The 17,462-nt window shown below is 72.7% G+C and carries 17 protein-coding genes; 11 read left to right on the top strand and 6 right to left on the bottom strand.

Going from position 1 to position 17,462, the window contains the following annotated elements; translation table 11 throughout:
- Positions 1-101 precede the first annotated feature (101 nt).
- The 7 genes from CRP55_RS06260 (at position 102) to CRP55_RS06235 (ending at position 10,848) form a co-directional block, all read left to right on the top strand.
- A complete protein-coding gene (locus CRP55_RS06260) occupies positions 102-4,625 on the top strand; it encodes an ATP-dependent helicase (RefSeq protein ID WP_097318780.1) in 4,524 nt (1,507 codons plus the stop codon).
- A gap of 65 nt (positions 4,626-4,690) precedes the next feature.
- Positions 4,691-5,731, top strand: coding sequence for a hypothetical protein (locus CRP55_RS06255; RefSeq protein WP_143234419.1), 1,041 nt, complete (start codon positions 4,691-4,693; stop codon positions 5,729-5,731).
- A 105-nt stretch (positions 5,732-5,836) separates the two neighbouring features.
- Positions 5,837-7,108: a hypothetical protein gene (locus tag CRP55_RS06250; RefSeq protein ID WP_097318566.1), complete on the top strand. Its 1,272-nt coding sequence runs from the start codon at positions 5,837-5,839 to the stop codon at positions 7,106-7,108.
- Between the two features lie 147 nt (positions 7,109-7,255).
- Positions 7,256-7,381: a hypothetical protein gene (locus tag CRP55_RS55550; RefSeq protein WP_281260756.1), complete on the top strand. Its 126-nt coding sequence runs from the start codon at positions 7,256-7,258 to the stop codon at positions 7,379-7,381.
- A gap of 7 nt (positions 7,382-7,388) precedes the next feature.
- On the top strand, positions 7,389-8,291 hold the full coding sequence (locus tag CRP55_RS06245) for a hypothetical protein (protein WP_097318565.1): 903 nt from the start codon (positions 7,389-7,391) through the stop codon (positions 8,289-8,291).
- Positions 8,292-8,315: 24 nt separating this feature from the next.
- Complete coding sequence (locus CRP55_RS06240) at positions 8,316-9,548, top strand: hypothetical protein (RefSeq protein WP_097318564.1); 1,233 nt, start codon at positions 8,316-8,318, stop codon at positions 9,546-9,548.
- Between the two features lie 88 nt (positions 9,549-9,636).
- Positions 9,637-10,848, top strand: a complete 1,212-nt coding sequence (locus CRP55_RS06235; protein WP_097318563.1) for a hypothetical protein — start codon at positions 9,637-9,639, stop codon at positions 10,846-10,848.
- Positions 10,849-10,887: 39 nt separating this feature from the next.
- On the opposite strand, the gene CRP55_RS06230 is transcribed toward CRP55_RS06235, so the two are convergent.
- A complete protein-coding gene (locus CRP55_RS06230) occupies positions 10,888-11,814 on the bottom strand; it encodes an LLM class F420-dependent oxidoreductase (protein WP_097318562.1) in 927 nt (308 codons plus the stop codon).
- Between the two features lie 58 nt (positions 11,815-11,872).
- On the opposite strand from CRP55_RS06230, the gene CRP55_RS06225 reads away from it, so the two are divergent.
- Positions 11,873-12,667 carry an SAM hydrolase/SAM-dependent halogenase family protein gene (locus CRP55_RS06225; protein WP_097318561.1) on the top strand — a complete coding sequence of 265 codons (795 nt, stop codon included), beginning with the start codon at positions 11,873-11,875 and terminating at the stop codon, positions 12,665-12,667.
- Here CRP55_RS06225 and CRP55_RS52790 read toward each other — a convergent pair.
- The gene (locus CRP55_RS52790) at positions 12,658-12,813 is read right to left on the bottom strand and encodes a hypothetical protein (protein ID WP_179855019.1); all 156 of its coding nucleotides are present in this window, start codon (positions 12,811-12,813) and stop codon (positions 12,658-12,660) included. The genes CRP55_RS06225 and CRP55_RS52790 overlap by 10 nt on opposite strands.
- A gap of 1 nt (position 12,814) precedes the next feature.
- On the opposite strand from CRP55_RS52790, the gene CRP55_RS06215 reads away from it, so the two are divergent.
- The 3 genes from CRP55_RS06215 to CRP55_RS06205 all read left to right on the top strand — a co-directional run bounded on the left by CRP55_RS06215 (position 12,815) and on the right by CRP55_RS06205 (position 14,546).
- Positions 12,815-13,000 (top strand): hypothetical protein, encoded by a 186-nt coding sequence (locus tag CRP55_RS06215; RefSeq protein ID WP_097318559.1) that lies wholly within the window; start codon positions 12,815-12,817, stop codon positions 12,998-13,000.
- A complete protein-coding gene (locus CRP55_RS06210) occupies positions 12,997-13,614 on the top strand; it encodes a hypothetical protein (protein ID WP_097318558.1) in 618 nt (205 codons plus the stop codon). The genes CRP55_RS06215 and CRP55_RS06210 overlap by 4 nt, the downstream gene beginning before the upstream one ends.
- Before the next feature lie 137 nt (positions 13,615-13,751).
- On the top strand, positions 13,752-14,546 hold the full coding sequence (locus CRP55_RS06205) for a DNA-formamidopyrimidine glycosylase family protein (RefSeq protein WP_097318557.1): 795 nt from the start codon (positions 13,752-13,754) through the stop codon (positions 14,544-14,546).
- On the opposite strand, the gene pspM is transcribed toward CRP55_RS06205, so the two are convergent.
- From pspM to CRP55_RS06185, 4 genes are all read right to left on the bottom strand, one after another.
- Positions 14,503-15,282, bottom strand: coding sequence for a phage shock envelope stress response protein PspM (gene pspM / locus CRP55_RS06200; protein ID WP_097318556.1), 780 nt, complete (start codon positions 15,280-15,282; stop codon positions 14,503-14,505). The genes CRP55_RS06205 and pspM overlap by 44 nt on opposite strands.
- Before the next feature lie 21 nt (positions 15,283-15,303).
- Complete coding sequence (locus CRP55_RS06195; RefSeq protein ID WP_097318555.1) at positions 15,304-16,164, bottom strand: PspA/IM30 family protein; 861 nt, start codon at positions 16,162-16,164, stop codon at positions 15,304-15,306.
- Positions 16,165-16,431: 267 nt separating this feature from the next.
- Positions 16,432-16,803 (bottom strand): helix-turn-helix domain-containing protein, encoded by a 372-nt coding sequence (locus tag CRP55_RS06190; protein ID WP_097318554.1) that lies wholly within the window; start codon positions 16,801-16,803, stop codon positions 16,432-16,434.
- A gap of 158 nt (positions 16,804-16,961) precedes the next feature.
- A complete protein-coding gene (locus CRP55_RS06185; RefSeq protein ID WP_097318553.1) occupies positions 16,962-17,456 on the bottom strand; it encodes a CinA family protein in 495 nt (164 codons plus the stop codon).
- Positions 17,457-17,462: the final 6 nt, after the last annotated feature.

Genomic DNA, 17,462 nt, shown 5'->3' with positions numbered 1-17,462 from the left:
CTCTTCGACTGGCGTCCATATATATCCCTCGCCCGGTGACCTACGCCATCGTCCGGCGCGTTTTTGTCGTACCCCCGAGGGAGCATGGTCTGGTGCAGAAAGTGCTGGAACAGTTCGGGCCGGCCACCCGCGAGTGGTTCACGGCGGCCTTCGCCGCGCCCACCTCCGCCCAGGCCGGCGCGTGGCGGGCCGTCGGCGCCGGCCGCAACGCCCTCGTGGTCGCGCCGACCGGTTCCGGCAAGACGCTGGCCGCCTTCCTCTGGTCGCTCGACCGGCTGGCCCACGAGCCGGTGCCCGACGACCCGCGGCGGCGCTGCCGGGTCCTTTACGTGAGCCCGCTCAAGGCGCTCGCGGTCGACGTCGAGCGCAACCTGCGCGCCCCGCTGACCGGCATCCGGCAGGCCTCCGGCCGGCTCGGCGTCCCGCCGCCCGACATCACCGTCGGCATGCGCACGGGCGACACCCCGGCCGACGAGCGACGGCTCTTCCAGCGGACCCCGCCCGACATCCTCATCACCACCCCCGAGTCGCTGTTCCTGTTGCTCACCTCGGCCGCCCGCGAGTCGCTGCGGGGCGTCGAGACGGTGATCATCGACGAGGTGCACGCGGTCGCCGCCACCAAGCGCGGCGCCCACCTGGCGCTCTCGCTCGAGCGGCTCGACGGGCTGCTCGAGCGGCCGGCACAGCGCATCGGGCTGTCGGCCACGGTGCGGCCGATCGACGAGACCGCGCGGTTCCTGGGCGGCGCCCATGACGTCGAGATCGTCCAGCCGCCGGCCGCCAAGACCATCGAGGTCGCGGTCGAGGTGCCGGTCGAGGACATGACACGGCTCGACGAGGTGCCCGACGACGATCTCGACTCGGGGCGGCACACGCCGTCGATCTGGCCCGCCGTCGAGGAGCGGGTGCTCGACCTCATCGGGGCCCACCGGTCGACGATCGTGTTCACCAACTCGCGGCGCGGGGCCGAGCGGCTGTGCGCCCGCATCAACGAGCTGGCCGCCGAGCGCGCCGGCGTGGAGCTCGCCGAGGCCAAGCAGCCGCCCGCGCAAGTCATGGCCCAAGCGGGGCAGGCCGGCGGCGCCCCGCCGGTCGTCGCGCGGGCCCATCACGGCAGCGTCTCTCGCGAGGAGCGTAAGCAGATCGAGGAGGCGCTGAAATCGGGCGTGCTGCCCGCGGTGGTCGCCACTTCGAGCCTCGAGCTCGGCATCGACATGGGCGCGGTCGACCTGGTGGTGCAGATCGAGGCGCCGCCGTCGGTCGCCGCCGGCCTGCAGCGCATCGGCCGTGCCGGCCATCAGGTCGGCGCCGTCTCGCGCGGTGTCGTCTTCCCCAAGCACCGGGGCGACCTGGTGTCGTGCGCGGTCGTGGCCGACCGGATGAGCGCGGGCGCCATCGAGGAGCTGCGCTACCCGCGCAACCCGCTCGACGTGCTGGCCCAGCAGATCGTGGCCATGGTCGCGCTCGACGCGTGGCAGGTCGACGAGCTGGCCGCCCTGATCCGGCGGGCCGCGCCCTTCGCCGAGCTGCCCGACTCGGCCCTGCACGCGGTGCTCGACATGCTCTCCGGGCGCTATCCGTCGACCGCGTTCGCCGAGCTGCGCCCGCGCCTGGTCTGGGACCGCGGCACCGATGAGCTGACCGGCCGCCCCGGCGCGCAGCGCCTCGCCGTCACCAGCGGCGGCACCATCCCCGACCGGGGCATGTTCGGCGTCTTCCTGGCCGGCTCCGAGCGGGCCTCGCGGGTCGGCGAGCTCGACGAGGAGATGGTGTACGAGTCGCGGGTCGGCGACGTCTTCCTGCTCGGCTCCACGTCGTGGCGGATCGAGGACATCACGCCCGACCGGGTGCTGGTCTCCCCCGCGCCGGGCGCGCCGGCCCGGATGCCGTTCTGGAAGGGCGACTCCCCCGGCCGCCCGATCGAGCTGGGCCGGGCCATCGGCGCCCAGCTGCGCACGCTGACCAAGGCCGGCGACGACAAGGCGACCGCCGCGCTGCGCGAGACCGGGCTCGACGAGTGGGCGGCCAACAACCTCTTGGCGTACGTGCGCGAGCAGCGCGAGGCCACCCGCAACCTGCCCGACGACCGCACCATCGTGGTCGAGCGCTTCCGCGACGAGCTCGGCGACTGGCGGATGACGGTCCACTGTGTGCTCGGTGCCAAGGTCAACGCGCCGTGGGCTCTGGCGATCGGGCGGCGGCTCGCCGAGCGGTACGGGGTGGACGGCGCCGTCATGCCCTCCGACGACGGCATCGTGGTGCGGCTGCCCGACACCGCCGAGGAGCCGCCCGGTGCCGACCTGGTCGCGTTCGACCCCGAGGAGATCGCCCAGCTGGTCGAGGAGTCGGTCGGCACGTCGGCGCTGTTCGCCTCCCGTTTCCGCGAGTGCGCGGCCCGGTCGCTGTTGCTGCCGCGGCGCGACCCGCGGCGCCGGCAGCCGTTGTGGCAGCAGCGGCAGCGCTCGGCCCAGCTGCTCGACGTGGCCCGCGAGTTCGCCGACTTCCCGGTGACGCTCGAGGCCGCCCGCGAGTGCCTTCAGGACGTCTTCGACGTGCCCGGCCTGGTCGGCCTGATGCGCGAGGTCGCCGGGCGCAAGGTCCGGCTCGTCGAGGTCGAGACCCCGCGTCCGTCACCCTTCGCGCGGTCGCTGCTCTTCGGCTATGTGGGTGCTTTCCTGTACGAGGGTGACGCCCCCCTGGCCGAGCGGCGAGCCGCCGCGCTGGCGCTCGACTCGACCCTGCTCGGCGAGCTGCTGGGCCGGGTCGACCTGCGCGAGCTGCTCGACCCCGAGGTGGTCGGCGAGACCGAGGCGCAGCTGCAGTGGCTGACCAGCCAGCGGCAGCCGCGCGACGCCGAGGACGCGGCCGAGCTGCTCCGGCTGCTGGGCGACCTCGCGCCGGCCGAGCTGGCGATGCGCGGCGTCGAGGAGTCCTGGCTGACCACATTGGAGTCGGCCCGCCGGGCCATCCGCGTCCGGATCGCGGGCGAGGAGCGCTGGATCGGCATCGACGACGCCGGCCGCTACCGCGACGCGCTCGGCGTGGCGCTGCCGGTCGGGCTGCCCGAGGCCTATCTGGCGTCGGTCGCCGACCCGCTCGGCGACCTGGTCGCGCGCTATGCCCGCACCCACGGCCCGTTCGCCGCGGCGACGTGCGCGGCCCGGTTCGGGCTGGGCGTCTTCGTGGTCGAGCAGGCGCTGAAAAGGCTGAGCGCCACCGGCCGGGTCTCCTCGGGCGAGTTCTCCCCCGGCGGCGCCGGCACCGAGTGGTGCGACGCCGAGGTGCTGCGCATGCTGCGCCGGCGGTCGCTGGCCGCGCTGCGCCGCGAGATCGAGCCGGTGCCGCCGCGGGTGCTGGCCGCCTTCCTGCCGCGCTGGCACCAGATCGGCGGCAACGCGCGCGGCATCGACGCGTTGGCCGCGTCGATCGAGCAGTTGCAGGGCGTCGCGGTGCCGGCTTCGGCCTGGGAGCGGCTGGTGCTGCCCGCGCGGGTCGCCGACTACGCCCCGCCGCAGCTCGACGAGCTGTGCGCGAGCGGTGAGGTGCTGTGGGCCGGGTCCGGCTCCATCGGCGGCAACGACGGATGGGTCTCGCTGGTCTACGCCGACAGCGCCCCGCTGCTGCTGCCCCCGGCCGACGAGGAGCTCGCGCTGACTCCGCTGCACCAGGAGGTGCTGGAGGCGCTGGGTGACGGCCAGGCGTTGTTCTTCCGGTCTCTTTCCGACCGCGTACGCTCCACCGACGACCAGGCCCTGGCCTCGGCCGTCTGGGATCTCGTGTGGGCCGGGCAGCTCACCAACGACACCCTCGCCCCGCTGCGCGCGCTGCTCGGCGGCAGCGGCGCCCACAAGGCCAAGGCGGCGCCGGCCCGCACCCGCTACCGGCGTCCCGGCCGCCCGTCGATGCCCGCGCGGGGCGGCCCGCCGAACATGGCCGGCCGCTGGTCCCGGCTGCCCGAGCGCGACCTCGACCCGACCCGGCGCGCGGCCGCCCTGGCCGACCTGCTGCTCGAGCGGCACGGCGTGGTCACCCGCGGCGCGGTCATGGCCGAGGGCGTGACGGGCGGCTTCGCCGCGGTCTACCCGGTGCTGGGCGCCCTCGAGGAGCGCGGCGCGGCCCGCCGGGGTTACTTCGTCGAGGGCCTGGGCGCGGCCCAGTTCGCCGTTCCCGGCGCGGTCGACCGGTTGCGCGCCCTGGCCGAGCCGGCCGAGCTGGCCAAGCGCACCGGGCCGGCCGCCCTGGTGCTGGCCGCGACCGACCCGGCCAACCCGTACGGCGCCGCCCTGCCCTGGCCCGAGCGGGTGGTCGACAGCGGCGACGGCGAGCCGGGCGCCAAGGCCGGTCACCGCCCCGGGCGCAAGGCGGGCGCCCTGACCGTCCTGGTCGGCGGCGAGCTGGTGCTGTATGTCGAACGCGGCGGCCGCACCCTGCTGTCCTTCGTGGACGATCCGGAGCTGCTCGTCGCGGCCGGTCAGTCGCTGGCCGCCTCGGTCCGCTCGGGCGCCCTGGGCGTCATGTCCGTCGAGCGCGCCGACGGCGAGTCGGTCCACGCGTCACCGCTGCGGGACGCATTGACGGCGGCCGGTTTCCGTGCCACGCCCCGGGGGTTGCGTTTGCGCGGATAGCTTCGTATGCGCGCTTTACGAGGTGGGACAGCGGGGACAGAAGCCCCCGCTTAGCGTCAATGGGCATGTTAGGAAACCTGATAGCGGCGCTGGCATTGACCGCGCCGGTCGCTGGCACGCCAGTGACACTCGAAGCGGAGCCTGCTCCGACGAACGTGACGGTGGCGTGGGCTTCGCCCACCCACGACAAGGTGGTCATCACCTGGGACGAGACGGGTGACGTCCGCAACCGGATCGAGGCGGTGAACGCCGACGGCTCACCGGCGAACTACCCGCAGTTCGCCGAGGCCGGTCAACCCAACCGGCTCGAAGTGGACAAGTTCTCGGTGGCCGCCGGTGAAAGCGGCGACGTGCGGATCGCCGTGACGGTGACCGGCCCGACCAGCGAGGCGATCAGCGAGCCCGGGCTGTCGCCGGCCTTCGACACCGACATGCCGCCGGCCCCGGTGCTCACGAGCGTGGAGCCGCTGACCGACGGCACCATCAAGGTCAACTGGACTCCCGGCCAGGTCAGGGCGGACGTCAACCCGGGCGACCCGCTCGACGTGCCCGCCGTCCAGCCGCCGCTGTTCGTGCCGGTCGAGCTCTTCACCGACCCGCGTGAGCTGTCCGAGCCGTCCACCGCGACGTCCTTCGTGTTCGGCGGCCCGGCCAGTGCGATCACCGCGGTCGGCGTGCACACCGTGAACGAGTGGACCGTCAACGGCTACCTCGGCTGGCGCGCGACGGCGAGCTACGGCGACGTGGCCGGCACCCGCGTCACCGCCACCATCCCGAGGACCTCTCCCGCGGGCAAGAAGCTGACGATCACCGGCAAGGCGATCATGATCCGCTCCTTCTGCGACAGCGGCCTGCGATGCCAGACCTACGAGTACGACGACGCGGGACGGTCGCTGCGTCTCGAGTACCGCACCGGCGCGGGGGCGGCGTGGCGGACTGTAGCGACCACCAAGGCCGGCGCTGACGGCAAGTACACCGTCAGCACGACCTTCCCCGGCATCGGCGAATACCGCGTCGTGGCGCCGGTGGTCATCGGCAACGGCGACAAGCTCGCCCAGGCGCCGTTCACCACCGCCGCCACCAGGGTCAGGCCCGGCGCGTTGTAACCACCCATTCACCGCGGCCCCGCACGTTGTGCGGGGCCGCCGCACTTCGGGCGATTTGTGCGGCGGGGCAGCGGCGCTCGTCGTCGATCGTTATCGTCTGCGGCCGTGCTAGGAAACCTGATCGCGGCAGTCGCGCTGGCCACGCCAGTCGTCGGCGCGCCGGTGGCGCTGAAGGCGCCGGCCGAGCCCACTCCGTCGAACGTCACGCTGGCGTGGACCTCGCCCGCACACACCGAGTTCGCCGTCACCTGGGAAGAGACCGGGGACGTCCGTAACCAGGTCGCCGTGACCCCGTCGGGCGCCCCGAACAATTTCGGCACCAAGAAAATCGTCGAGGCCGGTCAGCCCAACCGGCTCGTGGTCAAGGTGCGGGACCCCTTCAACGGCCTGGAAGAGGGCAAGGCCTATGCCTTCGCGGTGTCGACGGTCGACGCGGCCGGCGCGGTCATCAGCGAGACCGCCTACTCGCCGGTGTTCGACACGGACGGGCCGCCGACGCCGGTCATCACGAGTGTGACTCCGGGCGCCGACGGCAAGATCGAGCTCAAGTGGGCGCCGGGCAAGACCACGGCCGACACCACTCCGGGCGATCCGCTCGATGTGCCCGCCGAGACCCCGCCACGATTCGACCCGCTCGTGCTGGACGGCGGCGACCCGCGGAGCGTGGCCGAGGCGAGCACGGCGACCTCCTATGTCTATGCCGGGCCGATCACGTCGATCTACAGCGTCGGGGTGCACGCCATCAACGAATGGTCGTTCCCCAATACGCAGGCCTACTGGCCGCCGAACTCGTCGTACGCCAAAGCGGCTGACTCGCAGGTCACCGCAACCGTGCCCAAGACCGTCGCGGCGGGCGGCAAGCTGACCGTCACCGGCACGGCCACCGCGATTCAGCTTTTCTGCGACAGCGGATTGCGCTGCTGGGTCGACAAGCGGGGTGACGAGGGCCGGTCGCTGCGCCTGGAATCGCGCGCCGGCGCCGGTGCGGCCTGGCAGCTCGTGACGACGGCCAAGGCCGGCAAGGACGGCAAGTTCACCTTCAGCGTGGCCTTCCCCGGCACCCGCGACTACCGCGTGGTCGCGCCCGTGATCGTCGGCAACAGCGACAAACTCGCGCAGGCTCCGTTCGCCACCGCGGCGACCACAGTGACCGGCCCGGGTTCCGGCACCGGCGGCCAGCCCGGCGGAGAGCAGCCCACCGAGGAGCCCACCGAACAGCCCGGCACCGGCGGCACCGGCGGTGGCGGCGGCGGCCTGCCGATCACCGGCGCCCCGATCGTCTGGATCTCGGTCGCTGGTGGCCTGCTCCTCGCCCTCGGCGCGGCATTCTTCGTCTCCGGGCGCCTCCGGCGCCGCACGACCTTCACCGCCGAGTAGACGACTCCTCACCGAACGGCCCCCGCCATCCGTGGCGGGGGCCGTCGTGCGTCCGGAGAAGGGCCGTCCTAAGACGACGGTGGGTGTTTGTGCGGTGCGCGCGAGGGGACCGCCGAACACTGTGTCGCGGGTCTATCGTCGGCCGCCATGTTGGGGAACCTTGTTGCCGTGCTCGCGCTGGCCGGGCCGGTGGCCGGCGTGCCGTCGGGGCAGCTCGCGCCGACGGAACCAGCTCCGGCGAATCACTGTGGCGTGGGCATCGGCCGCGCGTGAAGCGGTAGTGGTCACCTGGGGCGAGACCGGGGACGTCCGCAACCGGGTCGAGGTGGTCGAGGCGGACGGCACGGCCGTCCCGGTGGCCCCGATCGTCGTCGAGGCGGGCCGGCCCAACCGGAGCGGACTGCCCGGCTTCGGCGGGCTGCCGATCGCCGCCGGCCTGCGGGTCGCCGTCACCGTCCTCGACGAGGACGACGCTGTGATCAGCGAGGCCGGGCTGTCGCCGATCTTCGACACGAACCGGCCGCCGGTGCCGGTGATCGAGACGGTGACCCCGCGCGAGGACGGCACCGCGCGGTTCACCTGGAGGCCCGGTGCGGTGGTGGACAGCACACCCGGCGATCCGCTCGACGTTCCCGTCGAGGAGCCGCAGTTGCTCATGCCGGTGGCGACGTACCTGATCTTCAACGGCTGGGACGATCTGGCCGACGAGCCGACCACCGACAGGTCGGCCGAGGTGACCGCCGACCGGATGAAGCCGTACTACGTGGGCGTGAAGACCCAGCCGAACGAATGGGTGCCGCCCGGCGGCAAGCTGACCGTGACCGGCAAGTCGGTCAGCCTGGTGCGGGTGTGCGATGCCGGCCCGTGCTGGTGGGTGCCCGAGGATGACGCCGGACGGCTGCTCCGTCTCCAGTCGCGCGCCGGCCGGAGCGCGGCGTGGCAGACCGTGGCGACCACCCGGGCCCTCGCGAACGGCACGTTCGTGTTCGCCGTGAAGTTCCCCGGTGCCGGCGATTATCGCGTCGTCGCCCCGCCGGTCGTGGGGTCGGAGAGCCACGACGCCCTGGCCTACTTCGCCGCCGCGGGCGGTCTCCTCGTGGTCCTCGGCGCGCTGCTCGCCCTGGCCGGGCGGGGTCGGAGACGGGCGTTTGTGCTCTCTGCGGAACAGGGCAGCGAGCTGTGAACTGGGCCACTAGGGTCTGCGGCCATGTTGGGGAACTTCGTTGCCGCACTGGCACTGGCCGGGCCGCTCGCCGGCCTGCCCACGGCGCTGAAAGCGCCGACGGAACCCGCTCCGACGAATGTGACCGTGGCGTGGGCGTCGAGCGCTCATGACGCCGTCGTGGTCACCTGGGACGAGACGGGGGACGTCCGGAACAGGGTCGAGCTTGTCAATCCGGACGGGTCACCCTCAGGGGTGGCGTGGCTGACCGTCGAGGCTGGTCAGCCCAATCAGAGTGCGCTGCCGGGCTTCGGCGGCGTCTACAACAGTGATTTTCAGGTCGCGGTGTCGGTGGTCGACGCGGACGACGAGGTCGTCAGCGATCCGGGGCTGTCCCCGGTCTTCGACACGAACGGGCCGCCGCAGCCGGTCATCGAGACCGTTGTGCCGCGCGAGGACGGCACGGTCGCGTTCAGCTGGCGGTCGGGGACCAGAACGGACACGACGCCGGGTGATCCGCTCGACGTGCCGGCCGAGAGCCCGGCGCGGTTCGTTCCGCTCGCGTCGTACTCGAACTTCAACGACTACGAGCAGTTGGTGCCGGCGCCGGTCGCCGTGACGTCGTTCGTGGTGCCCGAGCGGGACAAGCCGTACAACGTCGGTGTGCGCACGGCGCCGAACGAGTGGACGTTCAACGGCGTCTCGGCCCCGGTGAACGGCACCAAGGTCACGGCCACGATCCCGAAGAAGGTCACCACCGGCGGCAAGCTGACGGTGACCGGCAAGGTGGTCTACCTGACGCGGGCCTGCGACCCCGGCCCGTGCTGGTCGATCGAGAACGACGACGCCGGGCGGCTGCTGCGTCTCCAGGCGCGCACCAGTGCGAGCGCCGCCTGGCAGACGGTGGCCTCGACGCGGGCCCGGGCCGACGGCAAGTTCACGGTCAGCGTGAAATCGCCCGGCACCCGTGACTACCGGGTGGTCGCGCCTCCGGTCGAGCGCGCGGCGAACCGGGACGCCAAGGCCTACTTCGCCACCCCGGCGACGACGACCAAGGCGACCCCACCCGCGGCGGGCGGCGGAGGGGACACCGAGCCCGAGCCCCAGCCCGGAACAGGGACCGGGACCGGGACCGGCGGCGACACGGGCGGCACCGGCGGCGGCTTGCCGATCACCGGCGCTCCGATCGCCGGCATCACCCTCATGGGCGGCCTGCTCGTCGCCCTCGGTGCGGCCCTGCTGCGCGCCGGCCGTCGCCGGACGTCCATCACGGGATAGTCCATTGGAGGCCGGCTCCTGAAAAATAAGGGCCGGCCTTTCGTGGAACGGGACAGCGAATTGTGACCTGAGCCACTAACCTTCGGCCATGTTGGGGAACTTGGTTGTCGCGTTCGCCCTGGCCGGGCCGTCCGCGTTGCTCGCGCCGACGCAGGCCGCTCCCACCAATGTCACCGTGGCGTGGGCGTCGGCCGCCCACGACGCCGTGGTGGTCACCTGGGACGAGACGGGAGACGTCCGGAACCGGGTCGAGCTCGTGAACCCGGACGGGTCACCCTCCGGGGTGGCCGCGCTGACCGTCGAGGCGGGACAGCCCAACCGGAGTGCGCTGCCGGGCTTCGGCGCGATCTACAACTTCGACCTTCAGGTCGCGGTGTCGGTGGTCGACGAGGACGATCAGGTCATCAGCGCACAGGGCCTGTCGCCGGTCTTCGACACGAACGCGCCGCCGCAGCCGGTCATCGAGACGGTCGTGCCCCGCGAGGACGGCACGGTCGCGTTCAGCTGGCGGCCGGGTGCCGAGGCGGACACGACGCCCGGCGATCCGCTCGATGTGCCGGCCGAGACGCCGGTGCGGTTCACGCCGTTCGTCTCGTACTCGAGCCTCAACGACTTCGAGGCGCTGACGCCGGCGCCGGTCGCCGTGACGTCGTTCGTGGTGCCCGACCGGGAGAAGCCGATCCGCGTGGGCGTGCGCACCACGCCGAACGAGTGGTCGTTCAACGGTGAGTCGGCGCCGGTGGACGGCACTCGCGTCACCGCCACGATCCCGAAGAAGGTCACCATCGGCGCCAAGCTGACCGTGACCGGCAAGGCGGTCCATCTGACCCGGGCGTGCGACCCGGGCGTGTGCTGGGCCGAGGAGCACGACGACGCCGGGCGGCTGCTGCGCCTGCAGGCGCGCGCGAACGCCAAGTCGGCGTGGCAGACGGTGGCCACGACGCGGGCCCGGGCCGACGGCACGTTCACGGTCAGCGTGAAATCGCCCGGCACCCGCGACTACCGGGTGGTCGCTCCCCCGGTCGCGCGCACGGCCGACCAGGAGGCCAAGGCCTACTTCGCGACGCCGGCGACAACGACGAAGGCCAAGCCACCCGCGACCGGCGGCGGAGGCTACAACGAGCCCGAACCCGAGCCCGGAACCGCCGGCGGCACGGGCGGGACCGGCGGCGGCGACGGCGGTGGACTCCCGATCACTGGGGCGCCCGCCGCCGCGATCGCTCTGACGGGCGGCCTGCTGATCGCATTCGGTGCGGTCTTCCTGCGCCTCGGCCGCCGCCGGACGTCCGTCACCGGTTGATCGACCGAAGGCCGGCCCAGGACGGGCCGGCCGAAGCGGTCAGAGCTGCGGCGCCACGGCGGAAGCGACCAGCTCGACGTGGTCGAGGTCGCTCATGTCGAGCGCCTGCAGGAAGAGGCGGGACGCGCCCGCGGCCTCGTACCGCTTGATGGTCTCGACGACCTCGTCCGGCGTGCCGACGATGCCGCCGTTCTCGCGCATCTCCGACACCTCGCGGCCGATCGCGGCGGCGCGACGGCTCACCTCGGCGTCGTCGCGGCCCACGCAGAGCACGGCCGCGGCCGAGAAGACCGGCGGCTGGGGGCGGCCGATCTCTGCGCTCGCCGCGCGCACCCGCTCGTACACAGGCGGAATGTCCTCGATCTTGGAGAAGGGGACGTTGAACTCGTCGGCGAAGCGGGCCGCGAGCGCGGGCGTGCGCTTCTTGCCGTGGCCGCCGATGATGACCGGCGGGCGCGGCGACTGCACCGGCTTGGGCAGGCCCGGCGAGTCCGAGACCTGGTAGTGCTTGCCGTCGAAGTCGAACGTCTGGCCGGCCGGCGTCCCCCACAGGCCGGTGATGATCTCAAGCTGCTCCTCGAGCCGGTCGAAACGCTCACCCACGGGCGGGAACGGGATCCCGTACGCCTTGTGCTCGGCCTCGAACCAGCCGCCGCCCAGCCCGAACTCGATGCGGCCGCCGCTCATCGCGTCGGCCTGCGCCACCGCGATGGCCAGCGGGCCGGGCAGCCGGAACGTCGCCGAGGTGACCAGCGTGCCGAGCCGGATGGTCGACGTCTGCACCGCCAGCGCGGCCAGCGTCAGCCAGGCGTCGGTCGGGCCGGGCAGACCGTCGCCGCCCATGGTGAGGAAGTGATCGGAGCGGAAGAAGCCGTCGAAGCCGCTCGCCTCGGCGGTTTGCGCGACCTTCCGAAGATCGTCGTAGCTTGCCCCCTGCTGGGGCTCGGTGAAGATCACGAGACGCATGAATCCAACCCTGCCAGATCCACCAACGATCCGGGCCGGGGCAGTAACGTTTCCCACCATGGCCGGGTATGGATGGATCAGCTTCACCACCGACTACGGGACGTTCGACGGCTTCGTCGCGGCGTGCCACGGATCGATCGCGCGCATCGCCCCCGACGTGCGCGTCATCGACGTGACTCACCACGTGCCGCCGGCCGACGTGGCCCGCGGGGCCGCCGTGCTCGCGCAGACCGCACCGCACCTGCCGCCCAGCGTGCACCTCGCCGTGGTCGACCCGGGCGTCGGCACGGCCCGGCGCGGCGTCGCCATCGGCACGCCGCACGGCGCCCTGGTCGGCCCCGACAACGGCCTGCTGATCTGGGCGGCCGAGGCGCTCGGGGGCGTCGAGTCGGCGTACGAGCTGACGAACAAGGACTGGTTCCTCGGCGACGTCTCGCGCACCTTCCACGGCCGTGACGTGTTCTCGCCGGCCGCGGCCCGCATCGCCGCCGGCGCACCGATCGCCGACGCGGGCGCGGCCGTCGACCCGGGCAGCCTGATCCGGCTGCCGGCCCCGGTCGTGTCCGTCGGCGACGGCTGGCTCGAGGCCGAGGTGATGACGGTCGACCGCTTCGGCAACGTGCAGCTCGCCGCCGAGGGCGAGGCGTTGCGCGGCCTCAGCGGTGACCTGATCGTCAACGGCACGGTGAACGCCCGCCGGGGCACGACCTTCGCCGACGTCGGCCAGGGCGACCTGCTGGTCTTCGAAGACTCGGCCGGGCGGGTGGCGATCGCGGTGAACAACGGCCGCGCGGTGGTCGTGCTCTCGGTCCGGCCGGGCGACGTGGTCCGGGTGGCCGCGCGTCAAGCCTGACGGACGCGGTCGCGGGCTTTGGCGTACGCGCGACGGCCGCCCAGCCGCCACATCAGCCGGGCCGGCAGGGGAAGCTCGGCCATGAAGCGCTTCTCCTCCTCGGGCGTGGCCTCCTCCAGCAGGGCACCCAGGAAGATCAGCGCCATCTTGCCCTTCGGCAGCACCTCGCGGCCGCGCTCGCCCACCGCGGCGCACTCGCGTCAGCTGCACTACTACGAATCGTTGCTGCTCACGGCGCTCGGCCGCAACGACGAGGCCGCCGAGCAGGGCCTCCGGGCGATGACCGTGGCCGGCGCCTCGGCGAGGAACGGCTGGTCGCGGCGGGCACGATGACGCTCGGCTGGGCCCAGGCGGCCGGCGGCGAGGCCGTCCGGGGCCGCCGCACGCTGACCGAGGCGATCCGCCGGGCCACCGCCGTCGGCCAGCGCTGGACCACGGCAATGAGCGAAATGCTCCTGGGCCGTGCCCTGCTGCTGCCGAAGGCGGCAGACAGCGCAGCCGCCGCGGCGGGAAGCGCGGCCGCCGCGCCAGACAGCGCAGCCGCCGCGGAGGAAAGCCCGGCCCCCGCGCCAGACAGCGCAGCCGCCGCGGAGGAAAGCCCGGCCCCCGCGCCAGACAGCGCAGCCGCCGCGGAGGGGAGCGCGGGCGATCCGGAGTGGGCGCTGGCCGCGCTGAGGCGGGCCGTGGCGCTCTTCGTGGCCGAGGATGACGTCGGCAATGTGCTGGCCTGCCTCTTCACCGGGGCGCAGGCACTGCTCGCGGCCGGGCGGCGGGAGGAGGGCGTGCTGCTGGCGGTGAGCGTGGAGCGCCGCGCGGCCCGGCGTGGGATCTTCCCCGGGGCGGCCGACCCGGCCGGATCGGCCGCGCTGGCCGGGGTGGACACGAGCGGGATCGACCCACTGGACGAGACCGCGATGATCACGATGTTGGGAACCGGACCGCGATGATCACGCTGGCGGGGTCAGGCCGCGATGATCACGCTGGCGGGGGCATACCGCGATGATCGCGATGGCGGGGCCAGGCCGCGATGATCGCGTTGGTGGGGGTGGGGTGTGAACGGGCGTGGGCGGGGCAGGATTGAGGCATGCCCGAAGGCGACACCGTCTGGAACACCGCGCGGGTGATCGAGCGCGCCATCGCCGGTGAAGTGCTGACCGGCTCGGACTTTCGCGTGCCTCAGCTCGCCACCACCGATCTGAGCGGCTGGACGGTGGCCGAGTCGGCCAGCCGCGGCAAGCATCTGCTGCTGCGGCTCACCCGGGAGGGCGACAAGCCGCTCACCCTGCACTCTCATCTGCGCATGGATGGCGCCTGGCGTGCGTACAAGCCGGGGGAACGCTGGACCGGCCGCCCAGCGCACCTGATCCGCGTGGTTCTGAAGACCGCCCGCGCGGTCGCCGTCGGATATCACCTGCACGAGGTCGCCCTGCTGCCCACCGCCGACGAGGAGCGGCTGCTCGGCCATCTCGGGCCCGACCTGCTGGGCGCGGATTGGGACGAAGCCGAGGCCGTACGGCGTATCGCCGCCCACCCGGACACGACCATCGCCGAGGCGCTGCTCGATCAGCGGAACCTGGCCGGTGTCGGGAACCTCTACAAGGCCGAGACGCTCTTCCTGCGTGGACTGTGGCCGTGGACGCCGGTGGCCGAGGTGGAGGACCTGTACGGGACCGTCGCGCTGGCGCAGAAGCTGGTCGCCTCGAACCGGGGGCGCTGGACGCAGACCACCACCGGTTCGCTGCGGCGCGGTGAGACCAGTTTCGTCTACGGGCGCCGGGCGCAGCCGTGCCGGCGGTGCGGCGCCGCCATTCAGAAGGACGAGAAGGGCGAGCGGATCACGTACTGGTGCCCGCGCTGCCAAATGAAGTCGGGCGCTTGAGCTCGGACAGGCCCTCGGCCAGGCCGCGGAGCCGGTCGGTGGCGTCGATCAGCGACGTGAAGGCCGGGTGGGATCCCTCGGTGACCGGGTGGCCGTCCTCGGCGACGTAGGCCGCGGCGGCCGCGACCATCCGCTCGTACGCGTCGACGCCCCCGGTGAACTGCTGGGCCAGCGACGCGTGGGACTCCTCGAGGCTCGCCCGTTTGTCGGCCGGGCTCAGCGGCAGGGCACGCTCCACGCTGGCCACCCGCTGGCCGAGGTCGCGCAGCCACTGCTCGGAGACCGCGGCCTCGAGCACCGCGCTCTCGCCGGGGCCGGTGAGCCGGCCGGACAGACCCGAGAGTGTGGACGATGCCCGGTCGAGCCTGTCCCAGGCCTGGGTGATCGCCGAGCCGCGCAGCGCGTAGCGGTTTTTCTGCCGGCGGACCTCGTGCAGGACCGTGCGGCCGGCCGGGAACCGCTCGATCGCGGCGGTGAGCCGCTGGCCGGACAGGGCCGGGTCGGGCGGCGGTGGCGCCGGCGTGGCGGCCAGCTCGCGCAGATCGCTCCACCGCCACCAGGCCAGGGCGACCGAGCCGCCGGCGGCGCCGGCCCAGATGGCGTCGGCGACGCCGATGCCGGAGTACGGGGTGAGGACGGCGGTGGCCGCGGCGAGGCCGCCACCGAGCACGCTCCAGCGGCGCGCCGAGTTACGAAGTCGTTTGAGCCGGCGGAAGTACTTGCTCCGCTCGTCCACCGTCGTCCTCCCCTGTAGCCCTTAACCGGCGGCGGTCGTGTCCCCGCGCTTCTGGTTCATGCTGGCCCGGATCTCGTCGAGGCGGGCGACGCTGGCCGGGTCGGACGCCGGCTGCGCGGCCTGCTCGACGGCCGGCTGCGCGGCGGCGCCGCCCAGCTTCTCGCCCGCCATGCTCGCCCGGATCTGCTCGAGCCGGGACGAACCGGCCATGTCGAGGCTGGATTTCTGCACCTCGAGCATGCGCCCCTCGACCGAGTTGGAGGCGAGCTCCGCGCGGCCCATGGCGTTCGCGTACCGCTGCTCGATCTTGTCGCGCACCTCGTCCAGGGACGGGGTGTTGCCGGGCGCGGCCAGCGACGACATCGACTCGAGCGATTTCGCCACGGTCTCCTGCATCTTGGCCTGCTCGAGCTGGCTGAGCAGGCGGGAGCGCTCGGCGATGCGCTGCTGGAGCACCATCGCGTTGTTCTCCACCGCCTTGCGCGCCTGACCGGCCGCGCCGAGCGCCTGGTCGTGCAGCGTCTTCAGGTCTTCCATCGACTGCTCGCCGGAGACCAGCTGGGTGGCGAGCGTCTGCGCCGTGGACTCGTATTTCTGGGCCTCGGCCTCGTCGCCGCCGGCCCGGGCGCGATCAGCCAGCACGAGCGCCTGACGCGCCATGCCCTGCAGCTTCTCGACCTCGGACATCTGGCGGGACAGCTTCATCTCCAGCTGACGCTGGTTGCCGATCACCGCCGCGGCCTGCTGCACGAGCGCCTGATGCTGTCGCTGCGCGTCCTCGATGGCCTGCTGGATCTGGACCTTCGGGTCGGCGTATTCATCGATTTTCGCGCCGAAGAGCGCCATCATGTATCGCCAGCCCTTGACGAACGGATTCGCCATCTCGCGGTATCCCCTCAATGTCGCTCAGTCGGGTCCGCCACCGACGCAGATCGAGGAGCTGTCGCGATGGCGTTGAATGCCATCGTGACAGCTCGACGCCACCGGCGTCACGTGACCTCGGGGGGATCTCAGGGTCTCCCCCACGGTTCGAGGCTACGCGCATCGCCGGGTCAGGGTCGATCCCGGAGGGGTCCCTGAGAAGTCTCTGGGAACAGGAAGAGCCGGACCACCCGCATGGGTAGCCCGGCTCGAATTATTTCGAAGGGATCAGGCGGCGTACACGACGTCGCGCTTGGGTTTTCTGGTCGTCCGCAGAGTCGCCTTGAGCGGCGTCTCGTGACGAACCGACACCGACAGCGCCTTCTGCTTCTCTTCGTCGACCGGCACCAGCACGCCCTCCATGCCCTCGGCGAGCGACAGCGTGCCGCTGACCTCGCTCAGGAGCTCGGAGAGACGCGCGCCCAGTGCGTCACAGATGGCGGCGAGCAGCTCGCTGGAGGCTTCCTTCTGACCGCGCTCGATCTCGGACAGATAACCGAGACTGACATTCGCGGCGGTGGACACCTCGCGCAGCGTGCGGTGCTGCCCCTGCCGGCGCGCCCTCAGTGCGTCGCCGATAACCCGGCGTAGCAGGACCATGGCACCTCCTCCTGCGGCGGGGCCGCCGGCACACGCCGGAGGCTTCCCGCAACCGTACCCGCTGCCGGCCAGGCCGACATACCGCCCCGCCGAATTCCGGGACAGCCCCGCAGCGGGACACTCGTGCAACTTCCGTGATCGATGAAACATTCCCCAGCTCAGGACGGGGCCGGGGCCTCACACAGACAGTCTGCGAGCAGTTGTAGTGCGCTCGTCACACTTTCGGTCCGGATGGCGGCCCGGTTTCCGTCGAGTTTCAGCTCGCGCACGGTGTCGCCGCCCGGGCCCGAGCAGGCCACGTAGACGAGCCCGACCGGCTTGCCGTCCTGCGGCTCGGGGCCGGCCACCCCGGTGGTCGCCAGGCCCCAGTCGGCCGAGCAGCGCTCGCGGGCGCCACGGGCCAGCGCGACGGCCACGTCGGAGTCGACCGGGCCGCGCTCCTCCAGCAGCGCCTCGGAGACGCCGGCCAGCGCGTGCTTCAGGTCGGTGGCGTAGACCACCAGGCCACCCCGGTAGACCGAGCTCACACCCGGGATCTCCACGACGGTCGAGGCGACCAGGCCGCCGGTCAGCGACTCGGCCGTGGCCAGGGTCTCGTGCCGGTCGACCAGCCGGTGCACGGCGGCCGCGGCCGCAACGTCAGGAGTGTCCACAAATGG

It is taken from the genome of Paractinoplanes atraurantiacus, assembly GCF_900215205.1.
GTDB lineage: Bacteria > Actinomycetota > Actinomycetes > Mycobacteriales > Micromonosporaceae > Actinoplanes > Actinoplanes atraurantiacus.
This window is presented reverse-complemented; position numbering and strand designations above follow the sequence as displayed.